The sequence below is a fragment of the Streptomyces sp. NPDC044921 genome (assembly GCF_056432865.1).
The window spans coordinates 142268-160589 of record NZ_JBWKIF010000001.1 but is presented as its reverse complement, the minus strand read 5'-3'; the positions used below and the strand labels follow the sequence as shown (position 1 = coordinate 160589).

The 18322-nt window shown below is 74.2% G+C and carries 19 protein-coding genes and 1 pseudogene; 11 read left to right on the top strand and 9 right to left on the bottom strand.

Going from position 1 to position 18322, the window contains the following annotated elements; genetic code table 11:
• Window positions 1-56 precede the first annotated feature (56 nt).
• The 3 genes from AC07DA_RS00830 to AC07DA_RS00820 all read left to right on the top strand — a co-directional run bounded on the left by AC07DA_RS00830 (window position 57) and on the right by AC07DA_RS00820 (window position 3186).
• Window positions 57-2594: a helicase-associated domain-containing protein gene (locus AC07DA_RS00830; RefSeq protein WP_479123280.1), complete on the top strand. Its 2538-nt coding sequence runs from the start codon at window positions 57-59 to the stop codon at window positions 2592-2594.
• Between the two features lie 169 nt (window positions 2595-2763).
• The gene (locus AC07DA_RS00825) at window positions 2764-2895 is read left to right on the top strand and encodes a hypothetical protein (RefSeq protein WP_256984351.1); all 132 of its coding nucleotides are present in this window, start codon (window positions 2764-2766) and stop codon (window positions 2893-2895) included.
• Window positions 2896-2997: 102 nt separating this feature from the next.
• Window positions 2998-3186 (top strand): hypothetical protein, encoded by a 189-nt coding sequence (locus AC07DA_RS00820; RefSeq protein ID WP_479123278.1) that lies wholly within the window; start codon window positions 2998-3000, stop codon window positions 3184-3186.
• On the opposite strand, the gene istB is transcribed toward AC07DA_RS00820, so the two are convergent.
• Complete coding sequence (gene istB / locus AC07DA_RS00815) at window positions 3164-4423, bottom strand: IS21-like element helper ATPase IstB (RefSeq protein ID WP_479123277.1); 1260 nt, start codon at window positions 4421-4423, stop codon at window positions 3164-3166. The genes AC07DA_RS00820 and istB overlap by 23 nt on opposite strands.
• Before the next feature lie 180 nt (window positions 4424-4603).
• On the opposite strand from istB, the gene AC07DA_RS00810 reads away from it, so the two are divergent.
• Window positions 4604-6247 carry a DNA repair helicase XPB gene (locus tag AC07DA_RS00810; RefSeq protein WP_479123276.1) on the top strand — a complete coding sequence of 548 codons (1644 nt, stop codon included), beginning with the start codon at window positions 4604-4606 and terminating at the stop codon, window positions 6245-6247.
• Window positions 6248-6263: 16 nt separating this feature from the next.
• Here the strand turns inward: AC07DA_RS00810 and AC07DA_RS00805 are convergent, their stop codons facing one another.
• Window positions 6264-6452, bottom strand: a complete 189-nt coding sequence (locus AC07DA_RS00805) for a hypothetical protein (RefSeq protein WP_479123275.1) — start codon at window positions 6450-6452, stop codon at window positions 6264-6266.
• Between the two features lie 267 nt (window positions 6453-6719).
• On the opposite strand from AC07DA_RS00805, the gene AC07DA_RS00800 reads away from it, so the two are divergent.
• A complete protein-coding gene (locus AC07DA_RS00800; RefSeq protein ID WP_479123273.1) occupies window positions 6720-8759 on the top strand; it encodes a HelD family protein in 2040 nt (679 codons plus the stop codon).
• Window positions 8760-8773: 14 nt separating this feature from the next.
• On the opposite strand, the gene AC07DA_RS00795 is transcribed toward AC07DA_RS00800, so the two are convergent.
• Both AC07DA_RS00795 and AC07DA_RS00790 read right to left on the bottom strand, forming a co-directional pair.
• Window positions 8774-9466, bottom strand: coding sequence for a copper homeostasis protein CutC (locus AC07DA_RS00795; protein WP_479123271.1), 693 nt, complete (start codon window positions 9464-9466; stop codon window positions 8774-8776).
• 110 nt (window positions 9467-9576) lie between these two features.
• The gene (locus AC07DA_RS00790; protein WP_479123269.1) at window positions 9577-10257 is read right to left on the bottom strand and encodes a maleylpyruvate isomerase family mycothiol-dependent enzyme; all 681 of its coding nucleotides are present in this window, start codon (window positions 10255-10257) and stop codon (window positions 9577-9579) included.
• Between the two features lie 47 nt (window positions 10258-10304).
• On the opposite strand from AC07DA_RS00790, the gene AC07DA_RS00785 reads away from it, so the two are divergent.
• Window positions 10305-10967 (top strand): HD domain-containing protein, encoded by a 663-nt coding sequence (locus AC07DA_RS00785; RefSeq protein ID WP_479123268.1) that lies wholly within the window; start codon window positions 10305-10307, stop codon window positions 10965-10967.
• Between the two features lie 10 nt (window positions 10968-10977).
• Entirely contained in the window at window positions 10978-12057 is a 1080-nt protein-coding gene (locus AC07DA_RS00780) for a GNAT family N-acetyltransferase (RefSeq protein ID WP_479123266.1), read from the top strand.
• Here the strand turns inward: AC07DA_RS00780 and AC07DA_RS00775 are convergent.
• The gene (locus tag AC07DA_RS00775; protein WP_479123264.1) at window positions 12027-12314 is read right to left on the bottom strand and encodes a DUF4031 domain-containing protein; all 288 of its coding nucleotides are present in this window, start codon (window positions 12312-12314) and stop codon (window positions 12027-12029) included. The genes AC07DA_RS00780 and AC07DA_RS00775 overlap by 31 nt on opposite strands.
• A gap of 7 nt (window positions 12315-12321) precedes the next feature.
• A complete protein-coding gene (locus AC07DA_RS00770; protein ID WP_479123263.1) occupies window positions 12322-12705 on the bottom strand; it encodes a hypothetical protein in 384 nt (127 codons plus the stop codon).
• A gap of 55 nt (window positions 12706-12760) precedes the next feature.
• On the opposite strand from AC07DA_RS00770, the gene AC07DA_RS00765 reads away from it, so the two are divergent.
• Both AC07DA_RS00765 and murQ read left to right on the top strand, forming a co-directional pair.
• Window positions 12761-13696 carry a MurR/RpiR family transcriptional regulator gene (locus AC07DA_RS00765; protein ID WP_479123262.1) on the top strand — a complete coding sequence of 312 codons (936 nt, stop codon included), beginning with the start codon at window positions 12761-12763 and terminating at the stop codon, window positions 13694-13696.
• Window positions 13697-13743: 47 nt separating this feature from the next.
• On the top strand, window positions 13744-14676 hold the full coding sequence (gene murQ, locus AC07DA_RS00760; protein ID WP_479123260.1) for an N-acetylmuramic acid 6-phosphate etherase: 933 nt from the start codon (window positions 13744-13746) through the stop codon (window positions 14674-14676).
• Between the two features lie 40 nt (window positions 14677-14716).
• Here murQ and AC07DA_RS00755 read toward each other — a convergent pair whose 3' ends face one another.
• From AC07DA_RS00755 to AC07DA_RS00745, 3 genes and pseudogenes are all read right to left on the bottom strand, one after another.
• A complete protein-coding gene (locus AC07DA_RS00755) occupies window positions 14717-16090 on the bottom strand; it encodes a hypothetical protein (RefSeq protein ID WP_479123259.1) in 1374 nt (457 codons plus the stop codon).
• Window positions 16015-16728, bottom strand: coding sequence for a hypothetical protein (locus AC07DA_RS00750; protein WP_479123257.1), 714 nt, complete (start codon window positions 16726-16728; stop codon window positions 16015-16017). The genes AC07DA_RS00755 and AC07DA_RS00750 overlap by 76 nt, the downstream gene beginning before the upstream one ends.
• Window positions 16729-16950: 222 nt before the next feature.
• A pseudogene (locus AC07DA_RS00745) lies at window positions 16951-17142 on the bottom strand (hypothetical protein); the annotation flags it as partial.
• 114 nt (window positions 17143-17256) lie between these two features.
• On the opposite strand from AC07DA_RS00745, the gene AC07DA_RS00740 reads away from it, so the two are divergent.
• The gene (locus tag AC07DA_RS00740) at window positions 17257-18096 is read left to right on the top strand and encodes a helix-turn-helix domain-containing protein (RefSeq protein ID WP_479123256.1); all 840 of its coding nucleotides are present in this window, start codon (window positions 17257-17259) and stop codon (window positions 18094-18096) included.
• Window positions 18080-18277 (top strand): DUF397 domain-containing protein, encoded by a 198-nt coding sequence (locus AC07DA_RS00735; RefSeq protein WP_479123254.1) that lies wholly within the window; start codon window positions 18080-18082, stop codon window positions 18275-18277. Before AC07DA_RS00740 ends, AC07DA_RS00735 begins: the two co-directional genes overlap by 17 nt.
• Window positions 18278-18322: the final 45 nt, after the last annotated feature.

Genomic DNA, 18322 nt, shown 5'->3' with positions numbered 1-18322 from the left:
GCGAGCCCGCGCACGGTCGGCCCGGGCGCCGGAGGCGACCCGCTACCGTGGACCGGATGAGCACCGAGGACAGGCCCGTGGCCCCCCGCTCCCTCGCGGAAGCGCTCCGCGCGCGGGGCGACGCCGCGCTGGGCGCGCTCCTGCGCAGCCGACCGGACCTCATCACGCCCGTGCCCACCGACCTCACGCAGCTCGCGACCCGCGCCGGCACCCGCGCCTCGGTGGTGCGGGCCCTGGAGCGGCTGGACCGGTTCACGCTGCAGACGGCGGAGGCACTGGCCGTGGCCCCGGACCCGGCGGCCTACGACGACCTGCTCGGGCTCATGGCGGGCGACGCGGCCGACCCGGCCGTGGTCGCCGCCCTGCCGCACGCCGTGGACACCTTGCGCGAGCAGGCCCTGGTGTGGGGCGGCGACGACCGGCTGCGGCTGGTCCGCACCGCCCGTGAGCTGCTGGCGCCCTCGCCGCAGCACCCCTCGCCGACGGGGCTCGGGCCCACCGTGCAGGAGGCCACCGCCGGGATGTCCCCGGGGCGGATCCAGGAGATCGTCACGACGGCTGGGCTGCCCTCGACGCACGACTCGGTCTCCGCGGTGACCGCCCTGACCGGGCTGTTCGGCGACCGCGAGCGGATGGCGGCGCTGCTCGCGCAGGCCCCGGCCGACTCCCTGGAGGTGCTGGAGCGGCTGGTGTGGGGCCCGCCCTACGGGCAGGTCACGGCCGATCCGGCGCCCCGGCTGCGCTGGCTGCTGGACCGGGGGCTGCTGCTGCCGACGGCGCCAGGGACGGTCGTCCTGCCGCGCGAGGTGGCCCTGCACCTGCGGCGAGGGCTGGCGCACCGGACGCCCGAGCCGGTGCCGCCGGCGGTGGAGGTGGCCGCGGCGCACCGTCCACAGGTTGTGGACAGCACGGCGGCCGGGCAGGCGTACACCGCGCTGGCCACCGTCGAGGAGCTGCTGAAGGACTGGGACGAGGGCGGCCCTGCGGTGCTGCGGGCCGGGGGCCTGAGCGTGCGGGACCTGAAGCGGACCGCCGTCGCCCTGGACGTGCCGGAGCCGGTCGCCGCCTTCTGGGTGGAGCTGGCGTACGCGGCGGGCCTGATCGCCTCGGACGGGGCGGCCGACGAGCGGTACGCGGCGACCCCGGCCTACGACGAGTGGCGCGAGCAGCCCCCCGCCGAGCGCTGGTCGGCGCTGGTCACGGCGTGGCTCGCGGCGACCCGGACGGCCGGGCTGGCCGGCGGCCGGGACGCGAAGGACCGGACGCTGTCGGCGCTCGGTCCCGGGCTCGACCGGTCGGCGGCGCCGGAGGTACGGCACCGGGTGCTCGCGCTGCTGGCCGCGCTGCCGGAGGGGGCCGCGCCCGACCCGGAGTCGGTGCTGGCCCGGCTGCGCTGGGAGCGCCCGCTGCGCGGGGCCCGGCCCGAGGACGACCTGCGCGGCCGGCTCGCCCGCTGGGCGCTGTCCGAGGCGGAGCTGCTGGGCGTCACCGGCCGGGGCGCGCTGTCGGCCCACGGCCGGGCCCTGCTGGGCGCGCCCCCGGCTCCCTCGAAGGACCCGCAGCCGGAGCCCTCGGGCCCGGGCGACAAGCTGCCCGTCCACCACCACCGCACCGCCCCGCTCACGCCCCTCTCCCCCGCCGAACAGGCCGTCGCCTCCGCCGCCGCGGCCCGGCTGCTCGCCCCGCTGCTGCCCGAGCCGCTGGACCACGTGCTGCTCCAGGCCGACCTCACGGCGGTGGCGCCCGGGCCCCTGGAGCGGCCGCTCGCCGACATGCTGGGCGTGCTGGCGGACGTCGAGTCCAAGGGCGGGGCCACCGTCTACCGGTTCACGCCCGGGTCGGTGCGGCGCGCCCTGGACGCCGGGCAGACCGCCGCCGACCTGCACGCCTTCCTCGCCGCGCACTCCCGTACGCCGGTGCCGCAGCCGCTGTCGTACCTGATCGACGACGTGGCCCGCAGGCACGGGCAGCTGCGCGTGGGCGCGGCGTCGGCGTACGTGCGCTGCGACGACGACGCGACGCTGGGCGAGATCCTCGCCGACAAGCGGGCCGCCTCCCTGGGGCTGCGCCGGCTGGCCCCGACCGTGCTGGCCGCGCAGGCCGACCCGGCGGGACTCCTGGAAGGGCTGCGGGCGATGGGGTTCGCGCCGGCCGCCGAGTCCGCCGAGGGCGACGTGCTGATCACCCGCGCCCTGGCCCACCGCACCCCGCCCCGGTCCGCGCCCGAGCCGGTCCCGGACGGTCCGCCCGTCCCGGACGACACCCTCCTCGCGGCGGCGCTGCGCGCCATCCGCGCGGGCGACCTCGCCTCCACCGCGCCGCGCAAGCCCGGCACGGTCCCGGCCGCCGACGGGCAGCCGCCGCGCACCGGCTCCGCCGAGACGCTCGCCACCGTGCAGGCCGCCGTCCTGACCGGTGAGGCCCTGTGGATCGGCTACGTCAACGCCGAGGGCGCCGCCAGCCAGCGAGTCATCGCCCCGATCCGCGTCGAGGGCGGTTTCGTCACGGCCTACGACCACACCGCGGACGAGGTCCGCACGTATCCGCTGCACCGGATCACCGGGGTCGCGGAGCTGGCGGACGACGCGGGCTGACGGCGCCCGCCCGGTCCTCTCACCCGTTCGGGTGCACGGCGGCGTTCATGCACGCCACGCCGGGGATGTCCCACCCTCGGGCGACCTTGCCGGGCCTGCCGCATCACTGCGGGAGTCCGGGGGCAGCCACCGGGTGTCCCTGTGAGCGCTGTCGAAAGGAACTCCCCGCATGCGCGCTGTTCGTCGAGTCGCCGCCGTCCTGGCCACCGCCGCCCTGATGACGTTCGGGGGGCTGGCCACGCCGGCCGCCGCGGTGAGCATCGATGTCGCCGGCCTCGTGCTGGAGACACCGCAGATCTGACCGCCGCGCCGCACGTCCGTCGGCCGGCCCCGGCGTCCCCGGGCCGGCCCGCGGACCTGTCCGTCGCACCCGGAGCCGTCCCAGAAAGGCCCTGCCGTCCGCATGCGTGAAAAGCTGCCCGCCGTCGCCCTCACCGCCGTCGTCCTCGTGGGCGCGCTCGCGCCTCCCGCCGCGGCGGCCGGGGCGCTGCCCCTGCCGCTGCCGGTGGCCGCTGCGGAGTCGCTGGTCACCGAGGGGGTCACCGTCGAGGGCCCGCTGATCCAGAACGTCAGTCTGCCCACGCTGCGCTAGGCCGCCGCGTCCGGTAGCTGTCGCCGTCCAGCCGCACGATCTCGGCGTGGTGGGCGAGGCGGTCGGTCAGTGCCGGGGCGGACGCGCCGAGGACCTCGTTCCAGCGGCCGAGGGGGCGGTCGCTGGTGACGATCAGGGAGGCGCGCTCGTAGCGGTGGGCGACCAGCCGGAAGAGGAGACCGGCGGTGTCCGGGTCGAAGGGCGTGTAGCCGACCTCGTCGACGATCAGGAGGGGGTGATCGTCGAGCGCGGCCAGCTCCGTGTCGAGCCGCCCGGCGGCCCGGGCGTCGGTCAGCCGGGCGGCCCACTCGGCCGCGGTCGCGAACAGCACCCGGTGCCCGGCCTGGCAGGCCCGCACGCCCAGGGCGACGGCCAGGTGGGTCTTGCCGGTGCCGGGCGGGCCGACGAACACCACGTTGCGCCGGGCCGTGACGAACTCCGCCTTGCCGAGCCGGGCCACGGTCTCGCGGTCGAAGCCCCGCGGGTGCCGCTCGTCGAAGTCCTCCAGCACCTTGCGGGCGGGGAAGCCGGCGGCGCGGATCCTGGTCTCCGCCCCGTCGTCCGGGCCCGCGGGCTGCCGGGGCACGGCCGGGACGGCCGCCGCGGCCGCCGCCGGCCGGGCCTCGAGGACGTGCTCGGGCCGCGGCTCGTGCTGGGGCTCGGGGGCGTGCCCGGGCCGGGGGTGTTCCACGGCGGTCCGGGCGGCGTGCCCGCGGTCCCCGAGCGCGGCCATCGGTCCCGACATGTACGCCAGGATCGCGGCCGAGACGATGAACGCCATGTGGATCACCGTCCCCCACAGCAGGGCGTGCCGCGAGGTGTGGTGGACGTCCACGAACATCTGGAGCAGATGGACCGAGGAGATGCCCACGATCGCCGTGGCGAGCTTGACCTTCAGCACGTTGGAGTTGACGTGCGAGAGCCATTCGGGCTGGTCGCGATGGCCCTGGAGGCCGATGCGGGAGACGAACGTCTCGTAGCCGCCGACGATCACCATGATCAGCAGGTTGGCGATCATCACGACGTCGACCAGCTTGAGGACGGCGAGCATGACGTACGTCTCGGTGGCGTGCCCGCTCACGCACATGACGATTAAGGTCCACAGCTCCTTGAAGAACTTGTAGACGTAGACGCCCTGGGCGGCCACCAGCCCGAAGTACAGGGGGGCCTGGAGCCAGCGGGTGGCGAACAGGGCGTATCCGAGCGTGGTGGTCGGCGGGTTCTGCACCTGCGCCATTCTCGGGGTCCGCCATGGAAAAACTGAATTCACACCACACGTTGGGATGAATAGGCATTCAGTATGACCGGAGTCGTTCCCGGGACGCGTACGTCACACCACCGCACGCGGACGATCAGGCACACTGGACGTTTGGCCGAGCACTCGCGCCGGGGTGCTGCCTCCAGAAAGGGACCCGCGTTGAACGGACCTCTCATCGTCCAGTCCGACAAGACCCTGCTCCTGGAAGTCGACCACGAGCAGGCCGACGACTGCCGTCGGGCCATCGCGCCGTTCGCGGAGCTGGAGCGGGCGCCGGAGCACATCCACACCTACCGGGTGACCCCGCTGGGGCTGTGGAACGCGCGCGCGGCCGGGCACGACGCCGAGCAGGTCGTGGACGCGCTGGTGCAGTACAGCCGCTACCCGGTGCCGCACGCGCTGCTCGTCGACGTCGCCGAGACGATGGACCGCTACGGCCGCCTCACCCTCTCCAAGCACCCGGCGCACGGCCTGGTCCTGACGACGACGGACCGCCCGGTGCTGGAGGAGGTCCTGAAGTCGAAGCGGATCGCCCCCCTGGTCGGCGCCCGCATCGACCCCGACACGGTGGCCGTGCACCCCTCCGAGCGGGGACAGATCAAGCAGACGCTGCTGAAGCTGGGCTGGCCGGCCGAGGACCTCGCCGGGTACGTCGACGGCGAGGCGCACCCGATCGAGCTGGCCGAGGACGGCTGGGCGCTCAGGCCGTACCAGAAGCAGGCGGTGGAGAACTTCTGGCACGGCGGCTCGGGCGTCGTCGTCCTGCCCTGCGGTGCCGGCAAGACGCTGGTGGGGGCCGGGGCGATGGCCCAGGCGAAGTCGACGACCCTGATCCTCGTCACGAACACCGTCTCGGCCCGGCAGTGGAAGCACGAGCTGGTGAGGCGGACCTCGCTCACCGAGGACGAGATCGGCGAGTACAGCGGGACGAGGAAGGAGATCCGGCCCGTCACGATCGCCACCTACCAGGTGCTGACGACCCGCCGGAAGGGCGTCTACCCGCATCTGGAGCTGTTCGACTCGCGGGACTGGGGGCTGATCGTCTACGACGAGGTGCACCTGCTGCCCGCGCCGGTCTTCAAGTTCACGGCGGATCTGCAGGCGCGCCGCCGGCTCGGCCTCACCGCCACCCTGGTGCGGGAGGACGGCCGCGAGTCGGACGTGTTCTCCCTCATCGGACCCAAGCGGTTCGACGCGCCGTGGAAGGAGATCGAGGCGCAGGGCTACATCGCGCCCGCCGACTGCGTGGAGGTCCGGGTCAACCTGACGGACTCCGAGCGGCTCGCGTACGCCACGGCCGAGACGGAGGAGAAGTACCGCTTCTGTGCGACGACCGCGACCAAGCGGAAGGTCACGGAGGCGATCGTGCGCCGCTTCGCCGGGCAGCAGATCCTGGTGATCGGCCAGTACATCGACCAGCTCGACGAGCTCGGCGAGCACCTCGGGGCGCCCGTGATCAAGGGCGAGACGTCGAACGCGCAGCGGGAGAAGCTCTTCGACGCCTTCCGCGAGGGCGAGATCAGCGTGCTCGTGGTGTCCAAGGTCGCGAACTTCTCGATCGACCTGCCGGAGGCGACGGTCGCCGTCCAGGTCTCGGGCACCTTCGGCTCCCGGCAGGAGGAGGCCCAGCGCCTCGGCCGGGTGCTGCGGCCCAAGTCGGACGGCCACCAGGCGCACTTCTACTCCGTGGTCGCCCGGGACACCATCGACCAGGACTTCGCCGCGCACCGGCAGCGCTTCCTGGCGGAGCAGGGGTACGCGTACCGGATCATGGACGCGGACGAGCTGCTCGCGGAGAGCTGAGACCGGCCCGGGCCGGTCACTTGCGGCGGACCACGCCGACTTCCTCTCCGTACTGACCGAGGACGACCACCTCGAAGGCGGCGCCCGCGAAGACCCTGACGGCGCGCAGGGCGTCGCCGAGGCGGTGGCGGTGGCTGCCGGACACGGCGGTGGCGCCGGACGGGCGGCCCGGTGCCGGGGCGGGGTGGATGGTTGCTGCGCTCATGTCTCCATGGTGCGTTTCGCCCCGTAAGACCCGCGTCGGCCTCGGGGCCGAACCTGCGAGCGCCCCGCGTACGTCCCCGGGCTGACGCGTGCACCCAGGGAGGAGGGCGGCGTCCCCTAGGGGACGGGAAAACCGTTCGCGTCGGCCGCGCCCGCTCGCTAGGATCTCCGCTCTTGCCCGCCTCCCTCGACGGAGTGCCGCCGGCCGGACGGAAACCGGCCGGCATCTCACCGCCCTTCCCAGCAGGTCCCTTCCGGAGGCACTCCCTTGTCCACGCCCGTCGACGACCCGCTCGCGCGTGAGCGCTCCCACCTCGCCGCGTCCCGTTCCGCCCTGCGCGCCATGCGCGAGGACGTCGAGGCCCTCGACATCAGCGACGTCACCGCGAACTGGGTCAACGCCGAGGTCCTCGCCCGCCAGATCGAGGAACGCGTCAAGGCCCTGGCCGACCTCAGCGACACCCCGCTGTTCTTCGGCCGGCTCGACTACCTGCACGCGCCGGGGAGCGAGCGGGCCGAAGGGGCGGACGGGGAGCGCTTCTACATCGGGCGGCGGCACGTGCACGACCAGGACGGCGACCCCATGGTCGTCGACTGGCGCGCCCCGGTCTCCCAGCCGTTCTACCGGGCCTCCAGGAAGGACCCGATGGACGTCGCGCTGCGCCGCCGCTTCGGCTACACCGGCGGCGACCTCACCGCCTACGAGGACGAGCACCTGTCGGACCCGGCGGAGGCGGCCCGCACGAGCAGGCTGCTCCAGCAGGAGATCGAACGGCCGCGCGTCGGCCCGATGCGCGACATCGTCGCGACGATCCAGCCCGAGCAGGACGAGATCGTGCGGTCCGGCCTCGCCGGCACGGTGTGCGTGCAGGGCGGCCCCGGCACCGGCAAGACCGCCGTCGGCCTGCACCGGGTCGCCTACCTCCTCTACGCCCACCGCGAGCGCCTCGCCCGCACCGGCACGCTGGTCATCGGACCCAACCGGTCCTTCCTGCACTACATCGAGCAGGTGCTCCCGGCTCTCGGCGAGTTGACCGTGCGGCAGGCCACCGTCGAGGACCTGGTCGCGCACGTCGAGATCAGGGGCACGGACGACGCGACGGCCGCGGTCGTCAAGGGCGACGCCCGCATGGCCGAGGTGCTGCGCCGGGCCCTCTACTCGCACGTCACGCCGCCCACCGAGCCGGTCGTGGTGGTGCGCGGCTCGCGCCGCTGGCGGGTCCCGGCCCACGAACTGCAGGACATCGTCCGCGAGTTGCTCGAGCGCGACATGCGCTACGGCGCCGCCCGCGAGGCCCTGCCGCAGCGCATCGCGCACGCGGTGCTGGTGCGGATGGAACGCTCGGGCGAGGCGCCCGACGACCGCGTGCAGGACGCGGTGGCCCGCAACAGCGCGGTCAAGGCGGCGGTCAAGGCGGTCTGGCCGCCCGTCGACCCGGCGAAACTGGTGCTGCGGCTGCTGTCGGACCCGGAGTTCCTCGCCGCGCACGCGGAGGGGATCCTCGACGCGGACGAGCAGAAGGCGATCCTCTGGGCGAAGCCGGCGCGCAGCGTGAAGTCGGCCCGGTGGAGCGCCGCGGACGCCGTGCTGATCGACGAGGCCACGGACCTGGTCCGGCGCACGCACTCCCTCGGGCACGTCGTCCTCGACGAGGCGCAGGACCTGTCCCCCATGCAGTACCGGGCGGTGGGCCGCCGCTGCACCACGGGCAGCGCGACGGTCCTCGGCGACCTGGCGCAGGGCACCACGCCGTGGGCGACCCGCAGCTGGCAGGAGGCGCTGACCCACCTGGGCAAGCGGGACGCGGTGATCGAGGAGCTGACGGCCGGCTTCCGCGTCCCGACGGACGTCATCGCCTACGCCTCACGCCTGCTGCCGCACATCGCCCCGGGTCTCACGCCGGTGGTGTCGATCCGCGAGAACCCGGGCCGCTTCGAGGTCCGCCGGGTCTCCGGGGCCGCCGACGTGGTCACCGCCTGCCGGGAGTCGCTGCGCCACGAGGGCTCGACGGGCCTGATCGCGGCGGACGCCCGCGTTCCGGCACTGGCCGCGGCCCTGACGGACGCCGGCATCCCGTACCTCGGCCCCGGCGAGGAGACCACCCGGGACACCCGCCTGACCCTGGTCCCGGCATCGCTGGCCAAGGGCCTGGAGTACGACTACGTGGTCCTGGACGAGCCCGGCGCGGTAGTCGACGGCGAACCGGACGAACGCACGGGCCTGCGCCGCCTGTACGTGACCCTGACCCGAGCGGTCTCGGGCCTGACGGTGACCCACGCGGCGCCCCTGCCGGAGCAGCTCGGGTAAGCGCCGGGCACGCTTCAGGAAGCGTCGACCGCGGCCCGCCACTGGGCGACGGCCCCGGCGGAGACCGGCTCGTCCCAGCCCCCGGGGCGGGCCGCCCCGCCGATGTGGAACCCGTCGACCCCGGCCTTGCGCAGCACCGGCACATGGTCGAGCCGCAGCCCGCCGCCGACCAGCAGCTGCTGCCCGTAGCCCGGCTCCCCGGCCCGCCCGGCCTCCGCGAGCAGCACGGGCAGCCCGCCGTCGACCCCGTCCGCCGAGCCGGCCGTCAGGTACGTGTCGAGACCGGGCATCCCGTCCAGCTGCTTGCGCAGGGCGTCCCGGTCGGCGGCCCGGTCGATGGCCCGGTGGAACGTCCAGGGGCACCCGTCCAGCACCCCCACCACCCGCTCCACGGCGGCCAGGTCCACCGAGCCCCCTTCGTCCAGGAACCCGAGCACGAACTCCTCCGCCCCGGCCTGGCGCAACTCCGCGGCCGCACCGGCGAGCCGGTCGACGTCCCCGGCCGCGAAGCCGTCCGCCAGCCGGATCATCACCCGCAGCGAGATGTCCACGGCACGCCGGATCCCGGCGACGGTCGCTGCCGACGGGGTGAGCCCGTCGGCCGCCATGTCGGTGACCAGCTCAAGGCGGTCCGCGCCTCCCTCCTGGGCGGCGACGGCGTCCTCGACGCCGAGGGCGATCACCTCCAGGACTGCACGCTTGCTCATGGGGCCCCTTCGTCGGCATGGCGTCGGCGTTCGGTGACAGGTCTAGTCCAATCAAAGACTACGCTGCCCACTCCGGCCGGCTCCCAAGCACCCTCGGGACCCCGGGGCCGTCACCCGTAGATGTTCAGCTCCGCCGCCTCCACCCCGGCCAGCTCGAACGCGGGCGCCCCGTCCACCGGCCGCCCGGTGTACAGCCGCACCAGGGTCGGCCCGTCCCCGATGAACCGCCCCGGGGGCCGCTCCCCGCCGCTCTCGCCCAGCCGCAGCGGCTCGTCCAGGTCGTCGAGGTCGGCGTGGAGCGGCACGTGCCCGCGCTCGCGGGTGAGCCGGGCCAGCAGGGCGAGCGCGTCCGGCAGCCCGGCCCCGCCGTACGCCCCCGGCTCGCCGAGGGCCTCGCGCACGTCACCGGCGTGCACCCACTCCCCCAGTGCCAGGCCGTCCAGTTTCCCGTCCGCCTTGGCGATCGCCGGCCCGGCCTCGGTCATCCCGCGCTCCAGTTCGTCGACGACCCGCGCGTCGCTCCAGCCGGCCCGTTCGGCGATGTCCCGGTCGTTGGACTCGGGCGAGAACACGCCCGGCTCGAACCGGCCCCGCGCCACCCGCGTCAGGGCGGCCGAGCAGTGCGCCAGCACGTCCCGCACCGTCCAGCCCGGGCACGCGGCGACGGGCCGTGCGAAGTCCTCCCCGGCCCTGCCCCGCAGCAGCGGGATCAGCGCGTCACGCTCGATCGTGAGCAGCCGCCCGGGCTGCTCGGGGTCCCGTACGTCGTACACATCGGCAGGAGTCGTCATGGACCCCACGCTAGGTGCCGCGCCCCGGTCGGCGGGAGAATGACCCCATGGCCGATCTCGACACCCTGCGCACCCGTTTCGCCCGCACCCTGGAAGCGGCACGGGGGCCGGCCGGCGGTCCGGACCCGGCGCCCTACGCCGAGGACCTGCTCGGCCGCTGGCGGGAGCCCCAGCGCCGCTACCACACGGTCGAGCACCTGGCGGCGGTCCTGGACCGCGTCGAGCTGCTCCAGGAGTACGCGCGGGACCCGGAGGCGGTGCGGCTGGCGGCCTGGTTCCACGACGCGGTCTACCTGCCCGACCGCTCCGAGAACGAGGAACGCTCCGCGCGGCTGGCCGAACGGGCCCTGGCGGAGGCCGGTGTGCCCGAGGCGAGGACGGCCGAGGTGGCCCGTCTGGTCCGCCTCACGGTCACGCACGACCCGGCGGACGACGACCCCGACGGCCAGGTCCTGTGCGACGCCGACCTGGCGGTCCTCGCCTCGCCGCCGTCGGCGTACGCCGCGTACACGACCGCCGTCCGCGAGGAGTACCACTTCGTCCCGAACGACGCCTTCCGCACGGGCCGGGCCGCGATCCTGCGCCAACTCCTCGCCCTGCCGCGCCTGTTCCGGACCCCGTACGGGGCGGAGCGCTGGGAGGCGACGGCCCGGTACAACCTCACCGCCGAGCTGGAAATGCTCTCGCTCCCCGCGCACGATCCCTCGTAGCCTGCCCACCATGTGGACAACGGGCGCGGAACAGGTGGAACAGGCCGTCGCGGAGTGCGTGGGCGTGCTGGGGCCGGTCACCGGGCGGGACTGGGCCGGGGTGCGGGCCGGACGGCTGGAGTGGAGCTGCCGGGAGGCCGCCGAGCACATCGCGGACGACCTGATCGCGTACGCGGGGCAGCTCGCGGGGCGGGAGACCGAGGAGTACGGCCCGTTCGAGATCGCGCTGGAGAAGGGGACCGGCAACGCGGGCGCGCTGCGGGTGATCGCGGCGATGGGCGCGCTGCTGGCCGCCGCCGTCCGCACCACCCCGCGCGAGGTGCGGGCCTTCCACCCCTACCCGTTCCGCAGCGCCAACCGCGAGGGCTTCGCCGCCATGGGCGTGGCCGAGGTGCTGCTGCACACCCACGACATCGCCGAGGGGCTCGGCGTCGCGTACGAACCCGACCCGGCGCTGTGCGCGTTCGTCCTCACGCGGATCTTCCCGCACGTCCGGCCCGGCCCCACCCCCTGGCGGACCCTGCTGTGGGCCACCGGCCGCGGTGAGCTGCCCGGGCGCGCGCCCGTCACCGAGTGGCGGTGGAGCAACAACCTGGTCATCGACGCCGAGCGGCTCACCCTCCAGGGCGTCACCCCGGCGGCGGCCGCCGATCTGTCCACGGTCGGCGACGGCGGCTTCGCCTGGCTCGACGGCGGGCCGGTCGAAGGCACCCGGATCGGCGCCGGGCTGGTGTACAAGCAGTACGAGGACGGCCTGCACCGGCCGGAGTGGGGCATGTACGCGCTGGTCCGCCGGGAGGACGGCCGCGCGCTCGGCGCCATGGGGTTCCACGGCGTCCCGGACGAGGCCGGCCGGGTCGAGGTCGGCTACGACCTCGTCGAGGCGGCCCGCGGCCACGGCTACGCCACCGAGGCCCTGCGCGCGCTGTCGTCGTGGGCGCTGGCCCGGCCGGAGGCGCGGATCGTCGTCGCCAACGTCGAGCGGGGCAACCTGCCCTCGCAGCACGTCCTCGCCCGGGCCGGGTTCACCCGGGTAGCCGAGGACCCCGAGCTCCTGACCTACGAACTGGGCGCGTCCGGCGGCCGGTAGCGCCCCTTGCGCCGCCGCAGCCCCGAGCCGTGCAGCAGCCGCACCACCTCGCGGCTGCCGACCTCCACCGCCCCGGCGGCGACCACCTCCGCGTAGCGCTGCGCGGGTATGTCGTAGTGGTCGCGTTCGAAGGCGCGGCGGGGCACGCCCAGGCGGGCGGCGAAGGCGTGCAGTTCGTCGTAGGAGACGTCGCTGACCAGGTGGGACCAGAGACGGCCGTGGCCGGGCCAGGTGGGCGGGTCGATGTAGATCGTCACGCCGGTCTCACGAGGACGCCGGTCCGCCGAGGGCCTCGCCGAGCGAGCCCACCGCCGCGACCTTCACCCCGGCCTGGCCGCACACCCAGTGCGGGTCGGGCCCCAACTCCGGTTCCACGTCCAGCGCGTGCGGGTCGCCGGTGCCGCACACGGGGCACAGCGGCCAGCGGCCGTAGCGCTCCAGCAGGGCGTCCTGGACGTCCTGCGCGACCAGGCCGGCGACGAACCGCGCGCCCTCCGGCCACTGCTCGACCCACCACCGCCGCTGGGTGACGGATTCCTCCACCAGCGACACGACGTCGGCGTCGGCGACGCGTCCCGCGACCAGGTCGGCGAGCACGAGGGCGCGCGCGGCGTGCAGCGTCTGCTCCAGGGGGCTGATGGGGTCCATGCCCCCATTGTGCGCACTCTTGACCCCGGCGCCGAGCCGAAAATATCTTTCAGAGGTGACCCGAAGAGTGAAGGAAATTTTCGCGAGCGAGCGCTCAGGCCCGGGCGGCACGGGCGGCGCCCCGCCCGCTCCGGCCGCCCTCGCGGCCAAGGTCCGCACACTCGCCCCGTCGATGACGCGCTCCATGCAGCGCGTCGCCGAGGCCGTCGCGGGCGACCCGGCCGGCTGCGCGGCCCTCACGGTCACCGGCCTCGCCCAACTCACCGGCACCAGCGAGGCGACCGTCGTACGCACGGCCCGGCTGCTGGGCTATCCGGGTTACCGGGACCTGCGGCTGGCCCTCGCCGGCCTCGCCGCGCAGCAGCAGTCCGGCCGCGCCCCGGCCATCACGACGGACATCGCGGTGGACGACCCGATCGCCGACGTGGTCGCCAAGCTCGCCCACGACGAGCAGCAGACCCTCGCCGACACCGCCGCGGGGCTCGACACGGCCCAGCTGGGCGCGGCCGTCGCCGCCCTGGCCGGCGCCCGCCGCACCGATGTGTACGGGGTCGGGGCGTCCGGGCTCGTCGCCCAGGACCTCACGCAGAAGCTGCTGCGCATAGGGCTGATGGCGCACGCCCACAGCGACCCGCACCTGGCCGTCACCAACGCCGTGCAACTGCGCGCGGGCGACGTCGCGATCGCCATCACGCACTCCGGCTCGACCGGGGACGTCATCGAACCGCTGCGGGTGGCCTTCGAGCGCGGGGCGACGACCGTGGCGATCACCGGCCGCCCGGACGGCCCGGTCACGCAGTACGCCGACCACGTCCTCACCACGTCCACCGCCCGCGAGAGCGAGCTGCGCCCCGCGGCCATGTCGTCCCGGACCGGCCAGCTCCTCGTGGTGGACTGCCTGTTCGTCGGGGTGGCGCAGCGGACGTACGACACGGCGGCGCCGGCGCTCTCCGCGTCGTACGAGGCGCTGGCCCACCGGCACCGCCCCTGAAGGCCGCCGCCCCGCACCGCACCGGAAAGACACGGAAAGAGCCGTCCATGACCCCCACCTCCCACCCCCGTGACGTCCGAGCCGAGTTGGAGTCCCTGACCACCGAGGCCTTCCGGCCGGAGCTCGCCGACATCGACCGGCTGCCCACCCTGGACATCGCGCGGCTGATGAACGGCGAGGACGCGACGGTCGCCGGGGCGGTCGCGGCACGGCTGCCCGAGATCGCCGCCGCGATCGACGCCGTGGCCGAGCGAATGGCCCGGGGCGGCCGCCTGGTCTACGCGGGCGCCGGCACGGCGGGCCGGATGGGCGTCCTGGACGCCTCCGAGTGCCCGCCCACCTTCAACACCGACCCCTCCCGCGTCGTCGGCCTGATCGCGGGCGGCCCGGGAGCCGTGGTCACCTCGGTCGAGGGAGCCGAGGACTCCCGGGAGCTGGCCCGGGCCGATCTGGAGCCGCTGGGCCTGACCCCCGACGACACGGTGGTCGGCGTCTCGGCGTCCGGCCGCACGCCCTACGCCGTCGGCGCGGTCGAGCACGCCCGGGCCCGCGGCTGCCTCACCGTCGGCCTGTCCTGCAACCCGGGCAGCCCGCTCGCGGCCGCCGCCGAGCACGGCATCGAGATCGTCGTCGGTCCCGAACTGCTCACCGGCTCCACCCGCCTGAAGGCCGGCACGGCGCAGAAGCTCGTCCTGAACATGCTGTCGACGATCACGATGATCCGGCTGGGCAAGACCTTCGGGAACCTGATGGTCGACGTCCGCGCCTCCAACGACAAGCTCCGCGCCCGCTCCCACCGCATCGTCGCCCTCGCCACCGGCGCCGCCGACGAGGAGATCGAGCGGGCCCTGGCCGCCACCGGCGGCGAGGTGAAGAACGCGATCCTGACGATCCTGGCCGGTGTGGACGGCCCGACGGCGGCCCGCCTCCTGGAGGACTCCGACGGGCACCTGCGGGCGGCCCTGGAGGCCCGTGCGTAGACCGGACCGGTCCTGCGGCGGGCCGGACTGAAGGGCCCGCTCAGCCGGAGACCTGCACGACCGCCTGCCGCACCTCCTCCGACTGCTGCTCCCGCTCCGCCGCGGCCCGGTCGGCCAGGGCGTTGACGGCCGCGTTGAACCGCTCCGTCGAGGTGGGGTGGTCCGGGCCCAGCACGTACTCCTTGAGGACGCGGCGCTCGGGTGCCATCGGGTCGTGCAGGGGTGCGCGGACCGCGCGGAGGATCTCCGGCAGCCGGACGCACTCCCGGTCCAGGAGGTAGGCGCCCCCGGCGGTGGTGTAGGCGGCCCGGAAGGCCTCGTCGGGCAGGTCGTCGGCGTTGGTCAGGACGTACGGCTTGAGGCTCGCCACGAAGTCCGCGACCACGGACGACACGTCGCTGATGAGCAGGTCGGCCTGGTCGAAGCAGTCGTACAGCGCGGGCAGTTGCTTGAGGATCACCTGGTGCCGGACGGCGCCCCGGCTCTCCCAGAAGATCCGGTGCCACTCGGCCCGCAGCTCGTGCCACTCGGCCTCGCCGCTCCGATCGGGCAGACGGGCCTCGCGGGTCTGCTCGGCGTCGTCGCCGTCGAGCCGCCCCGACAGCTCGGTGAGCCGGGCCTGGATCTCCGCGAGCCGCGGCCGGGCGGCGGCGACGGCGGCCTCCACACGCTCACGGTCACCCCGTTCCCCGTCGCGCCGCTCGTTGTCCGCGCGCAGCAACTCCCGGATCGCCCGGTCGGCTTCGGCGGCGGCGCGCGAGCGCTTGCCGGTGAGCGGATGCGGCTTGTAGAGGACCCGCACGTTCTCCGCGAGCAGCTTCTCGACCAGCGTCACGCCCATCGGGATCAGGGACGTGTGGCAGTCGTCGTCGCTCCAGCCCTCCCAGGTCGGCGCGTACAGGACGGTCGGCAGCGGCCCGGGCACGTGGTCCGCGTGCAGCCGGATCGACGACAGCTGCGGACGGCCCACCTCCACGATCGCCCGGTCGTCGATGGCGTGCCGCACCCGCCGGTACCGGTCGCGGCCGGCCCGCCCGGCGACCCAGATCTCGTCGTACACCTTGCTCACCCGGTTGCTGCTGGCGAGCTTGTCGCTGTCGCCGTGCCCGATGAAGACGTGCTTGGCCTCGGCGACCCGCAGCATGTGCACGTTCTTGCCCGCGTTGCCGGGATAGAGCACGACTCGCAGCTCGGGCAGTTCCAGCTGGGCCACGTCGTCGGCCTTCGGCACGCACAGCACCGGGATCGAGGTACGGCTCAGATAGCGGAACGAGGCCCGCTCCCGCAGGATGATCAGCGGCCGCCGGTCGAGCCGCTCCAGCGTCTCGATCCACATGTTCACCTGGTACATGAAGTCCCGGGACACGGACGCGAAGCTGAAGTACAGCGCCACCTCGGGCCGGTACGCGGCCATTGACGGTTCACCTCGCCGATCACCTGCTCGTCCGACGGCATCCGGCGGGCCCGGCGCAGCTGGCCCAGCAGCGCCAGCACGGCGGCCGCCGTGAGCCCGGCGGTCAGCGCGAACCCGGCACCGGCGGGCTGCCACGCCCCCACCGCGAGCGCGGCGAGCAGACCGGCGTGGGCCGGCAGGTCCAGGTGCAGCAGCTTGCGCAGGAAGCGCCGGTAGAGGAGCGCGGGCGGCGACTTCGGGATGCCCGCCCCGCTCATGTCGAGGTTGCGCACGACCACCGGCAGGACGCGCCGGCGCCGGATGGCGTGATGCACGGCCGTGTACAGCACCACCAGCGCGAAGTGCACGCTGAACACGGCCAGCGCGGCCACCAGCACGGCACCCGGCGCGTCCATCCGGTCGGCCAGGGCGAGCAGCATCACCGTCCGCACGGCGAACCGCATGGTGCGCGTCAGCTGCAGCGCGGCCAGCCGCCGCACGAAGGCGGGGGCACGCGTGTGCAGCACCTCGTCGGCGGCGTAACTCACAGCCGAGGCGGCGGCGAAGCCCCACAGCGACGGGAGCAGCGCGAAGACGGGCAGGGCGGCGAAAGCGGCGCCGAACAGCAGGACGAGAAACAGGTCGGTCTTCCCACGCACACGCAGGACACCGCACCACCAACGGAGCGTCATGGCAGGCTTTCTCTGAGGAATTCGGTCTTCCGGAGTGGCGTGCGGTGGGGCGGACGCCGGGGTGTACGCGCGATACGCCTGTTCGACGACGATGCCGGGCCAATGGTTGTAGTCCACCCGCCGATCACTGTCATTTCACCGCGACTTCACCTCCCGATTGACCTGCCGCACGCGAGCCCGCAGCGCCTCCCCGACGGGCAGCGACCGCAGCACGTCGGTCAGGTGCTCGGCCGTCCGCACGTTGCACCGCCCCAGATCGACCAGGGCGAACGGCTCGTCCCGCGCGGCCGTGACGGGGTCGACGCACAGGGACGGCAGCACGACACCGACTCCCGCGAGTGCGTCCCGCAGTGACTCCACGATCTCTTCGGTCGAGCGCACGCTTCCCTACCTCCACGCTGAGTTGGCTATTCGCCACACAGCGTGTCCGATCCGCCTCTAACCTGGCCAGATACGGCGGTCCAACAACCCGATGTGTACGACAGGGAGTTGCCCATGCCCGGACCCAGGGACCTCGACCCCTCCTCCTCACCGCGGGCCCTCCTGGGCGCCGAACTCCGCCACGCCCGCGAGAAGGCCGGCCTCAGCCAGGAGGAACTCGGCCAGCGGCTCTTCGTGAGCGGCTCGTTCATCGGCCAACTGGAGGCGGGCACGCGCAGGATGCAGCGGGAGTACGCGCGCCTGCTGGACGAGGCGCTGGGGACGGAGGACTTCTTCCAGCGGCACTGCGGGGCGGCGGCGAAGTCGAGGTATCCGGAGCACTTCGCGGAGGCGGCGGAAGCGGAGGCGGAGGCGACCGAGATCCGGCAGTACGCGCCGCTCCTGATCTCCGGGCTGCTGCAGACACCCGCCTACGCACGAGCCGTGTTCCGCGCATACCGGCCGACGGCACCGGCGGAGGTGATCGAGGAGCTGGTCGCGGCCCGGATGGACCGGACGGCACTCCTCGACGATCCAACAGGCCCGTTGTTGTGGACGGTCCTTGACGAGGCGGCCCTGCGTCGGCGGACCGGCGGCCGGGAGGTGATGGCGGAGGCACTGCGCCACGTGGCGAGCCTGATCCGCCGCAACCGGGTCATCGTGCAGGTGCTGCCGTTCGGTGCCGGTGCCCACGCGTCGATGGAGGGCTCCATGAAGCTGATGGACTTCGAGGACGCGCCTCCGCTGCTGTACTTCGAGGGAGTCGGCACGGGACGACTGGAGGACGACCCGACCATCGTCCGGTACCAGCGGCGCACCTTCCAGCTCCTCTCCGCCTGCGCCCTCTCTCCGGCCGACTCCCTGGCCCTCATCGAGGACATCGCGCAGGATTACGGCCATGAGGAGCATCACTGAGGCCACTTGGCGCAAGTCCAGCTACAGCGGCGGCAGCGGCGGCGACTGCCTGGAGACAGCGGACGGCCCAACCGCGTTCGTCCCCGTCCGCGACTCCAAGAACCCCCACGGCCCGAAGCTCGTGTTCCGGGCCTCCGCCTGGGCCGCGTTCGTCGCGAACCTCAAGGACGAGACGGCCTGAGCTTCGGGACCCGGGCTTCGAGCCCTCTCTTCAAGGAATGGGAGG

What these genes read in the sequence shown, in the direction of transcription:
- AC07DA_RS00755 (WP_479123259.1), bottom strand. Translation starts at nt 16,090, where the DNA reads ATGGCCGCGTACCGGCCCGAGGTGGCGCTGTACTTCAGCTTCGCGTCC.
- AC07DA_RS00805 (WP_479123275.1), bottom strand. Translation starts at nt 6,452, where the DNA reads ATGAGCGCAGCAACCATCCACCCCGCCCCGGCACCGGGCCGCCCGTCC.
- AC07DA_RS00785 (WP_479123268.1), top strand. Translation starts at nt 10,305, where the DNA reads ATGGCCGATCTCGACACCCTGCGCACCCGTTTCGCCCGCACCCTGGAA.
- AC07DA_RS00790 (WP_479123269.1), bottom strand. Translation starts at nt 10,257, where the DNA reads ATGACGACTCCTGCCGATGTGTACGACGTACGGGACCCCGAGCAGCCC.
- AC07DA_RS00825 (WP_256984351.1), top strand. Translation starts at nt 2,764, where the DNA reads ATGCGCGCTGTTCGTCGAGTCGCCGCCGTCCTGGCCACCGCCGCCCTG.
- AC07DA_RS00735 (WP_479123254.1), top strand. Translation starts at nt 18,080, where the DNA reads ATGAGGAGCATCACTGAGGCCACTTGGCGCAAGTCCAGCTACAGCGGC.
- AC07DA_RS00780 (WP_479123266.1), top strand. Translation starts at nt 10,978, where the DNA reads ATGTGGACAACGGGCGCGGAACAGGTGGAACAGGCCGTCGCGGAGTGC.
- AC07DA_RS00820 (WP_479123278.1), top strand. Translation starts at nt 2,998, where the DNA reads ATGCGTGAAAAGCTGCCCGCCGTCGCCCTCACCGCCGTCGTCCTCGTG.
- AC07DA_RS00740 (WP_479123256.1), top strand. Translation starts at nt 17,257, where the DNA reads ATGCCCGGACCCAGGGACCTCGACCCCTCCTCCTCACCGCGGGCCCTC.
- murQ (WP_479123260.1), top strand. Translation starts at nt 13,744, where the DNA reads ATGACCCCCACCTCCCACCCCCGTGACGTCCGAGCCGAGTTGGAGTCC.
- AC07DA_RS00830 (WP_479123280.1), top strand. Translation starts at nt 57, where the DNA reads ATGAGCACCGAGGACAGGCCCGTGGCCCCCCGCTCCCTCGCGGAAGCG.
- AC07DA_RS00770 (WP_479123263.1), bottom strand. Translation starts at nt 12,705, where the DNA reads ATGGACCCCATCAGCCCCCTGGAGCAGACGCTGCACGCCGCGCGCGCC.
- AC07DA_RS00795 (WP_479123271.1), bottom strand. Translation starts at nt 9,466, where the DNA reads ATGAGCAAGCGTGCAGTCCTGGAGGTGATCGCCCTCGGCGTCGAGGAC.
- istB (WP_479123277.1), bottom strand. Translation starts at nt 4,423, where the DNA reads ATGGCGCAGGTGCAGAACCCGCCGACCACCACGCTCGGATACGCCCTG.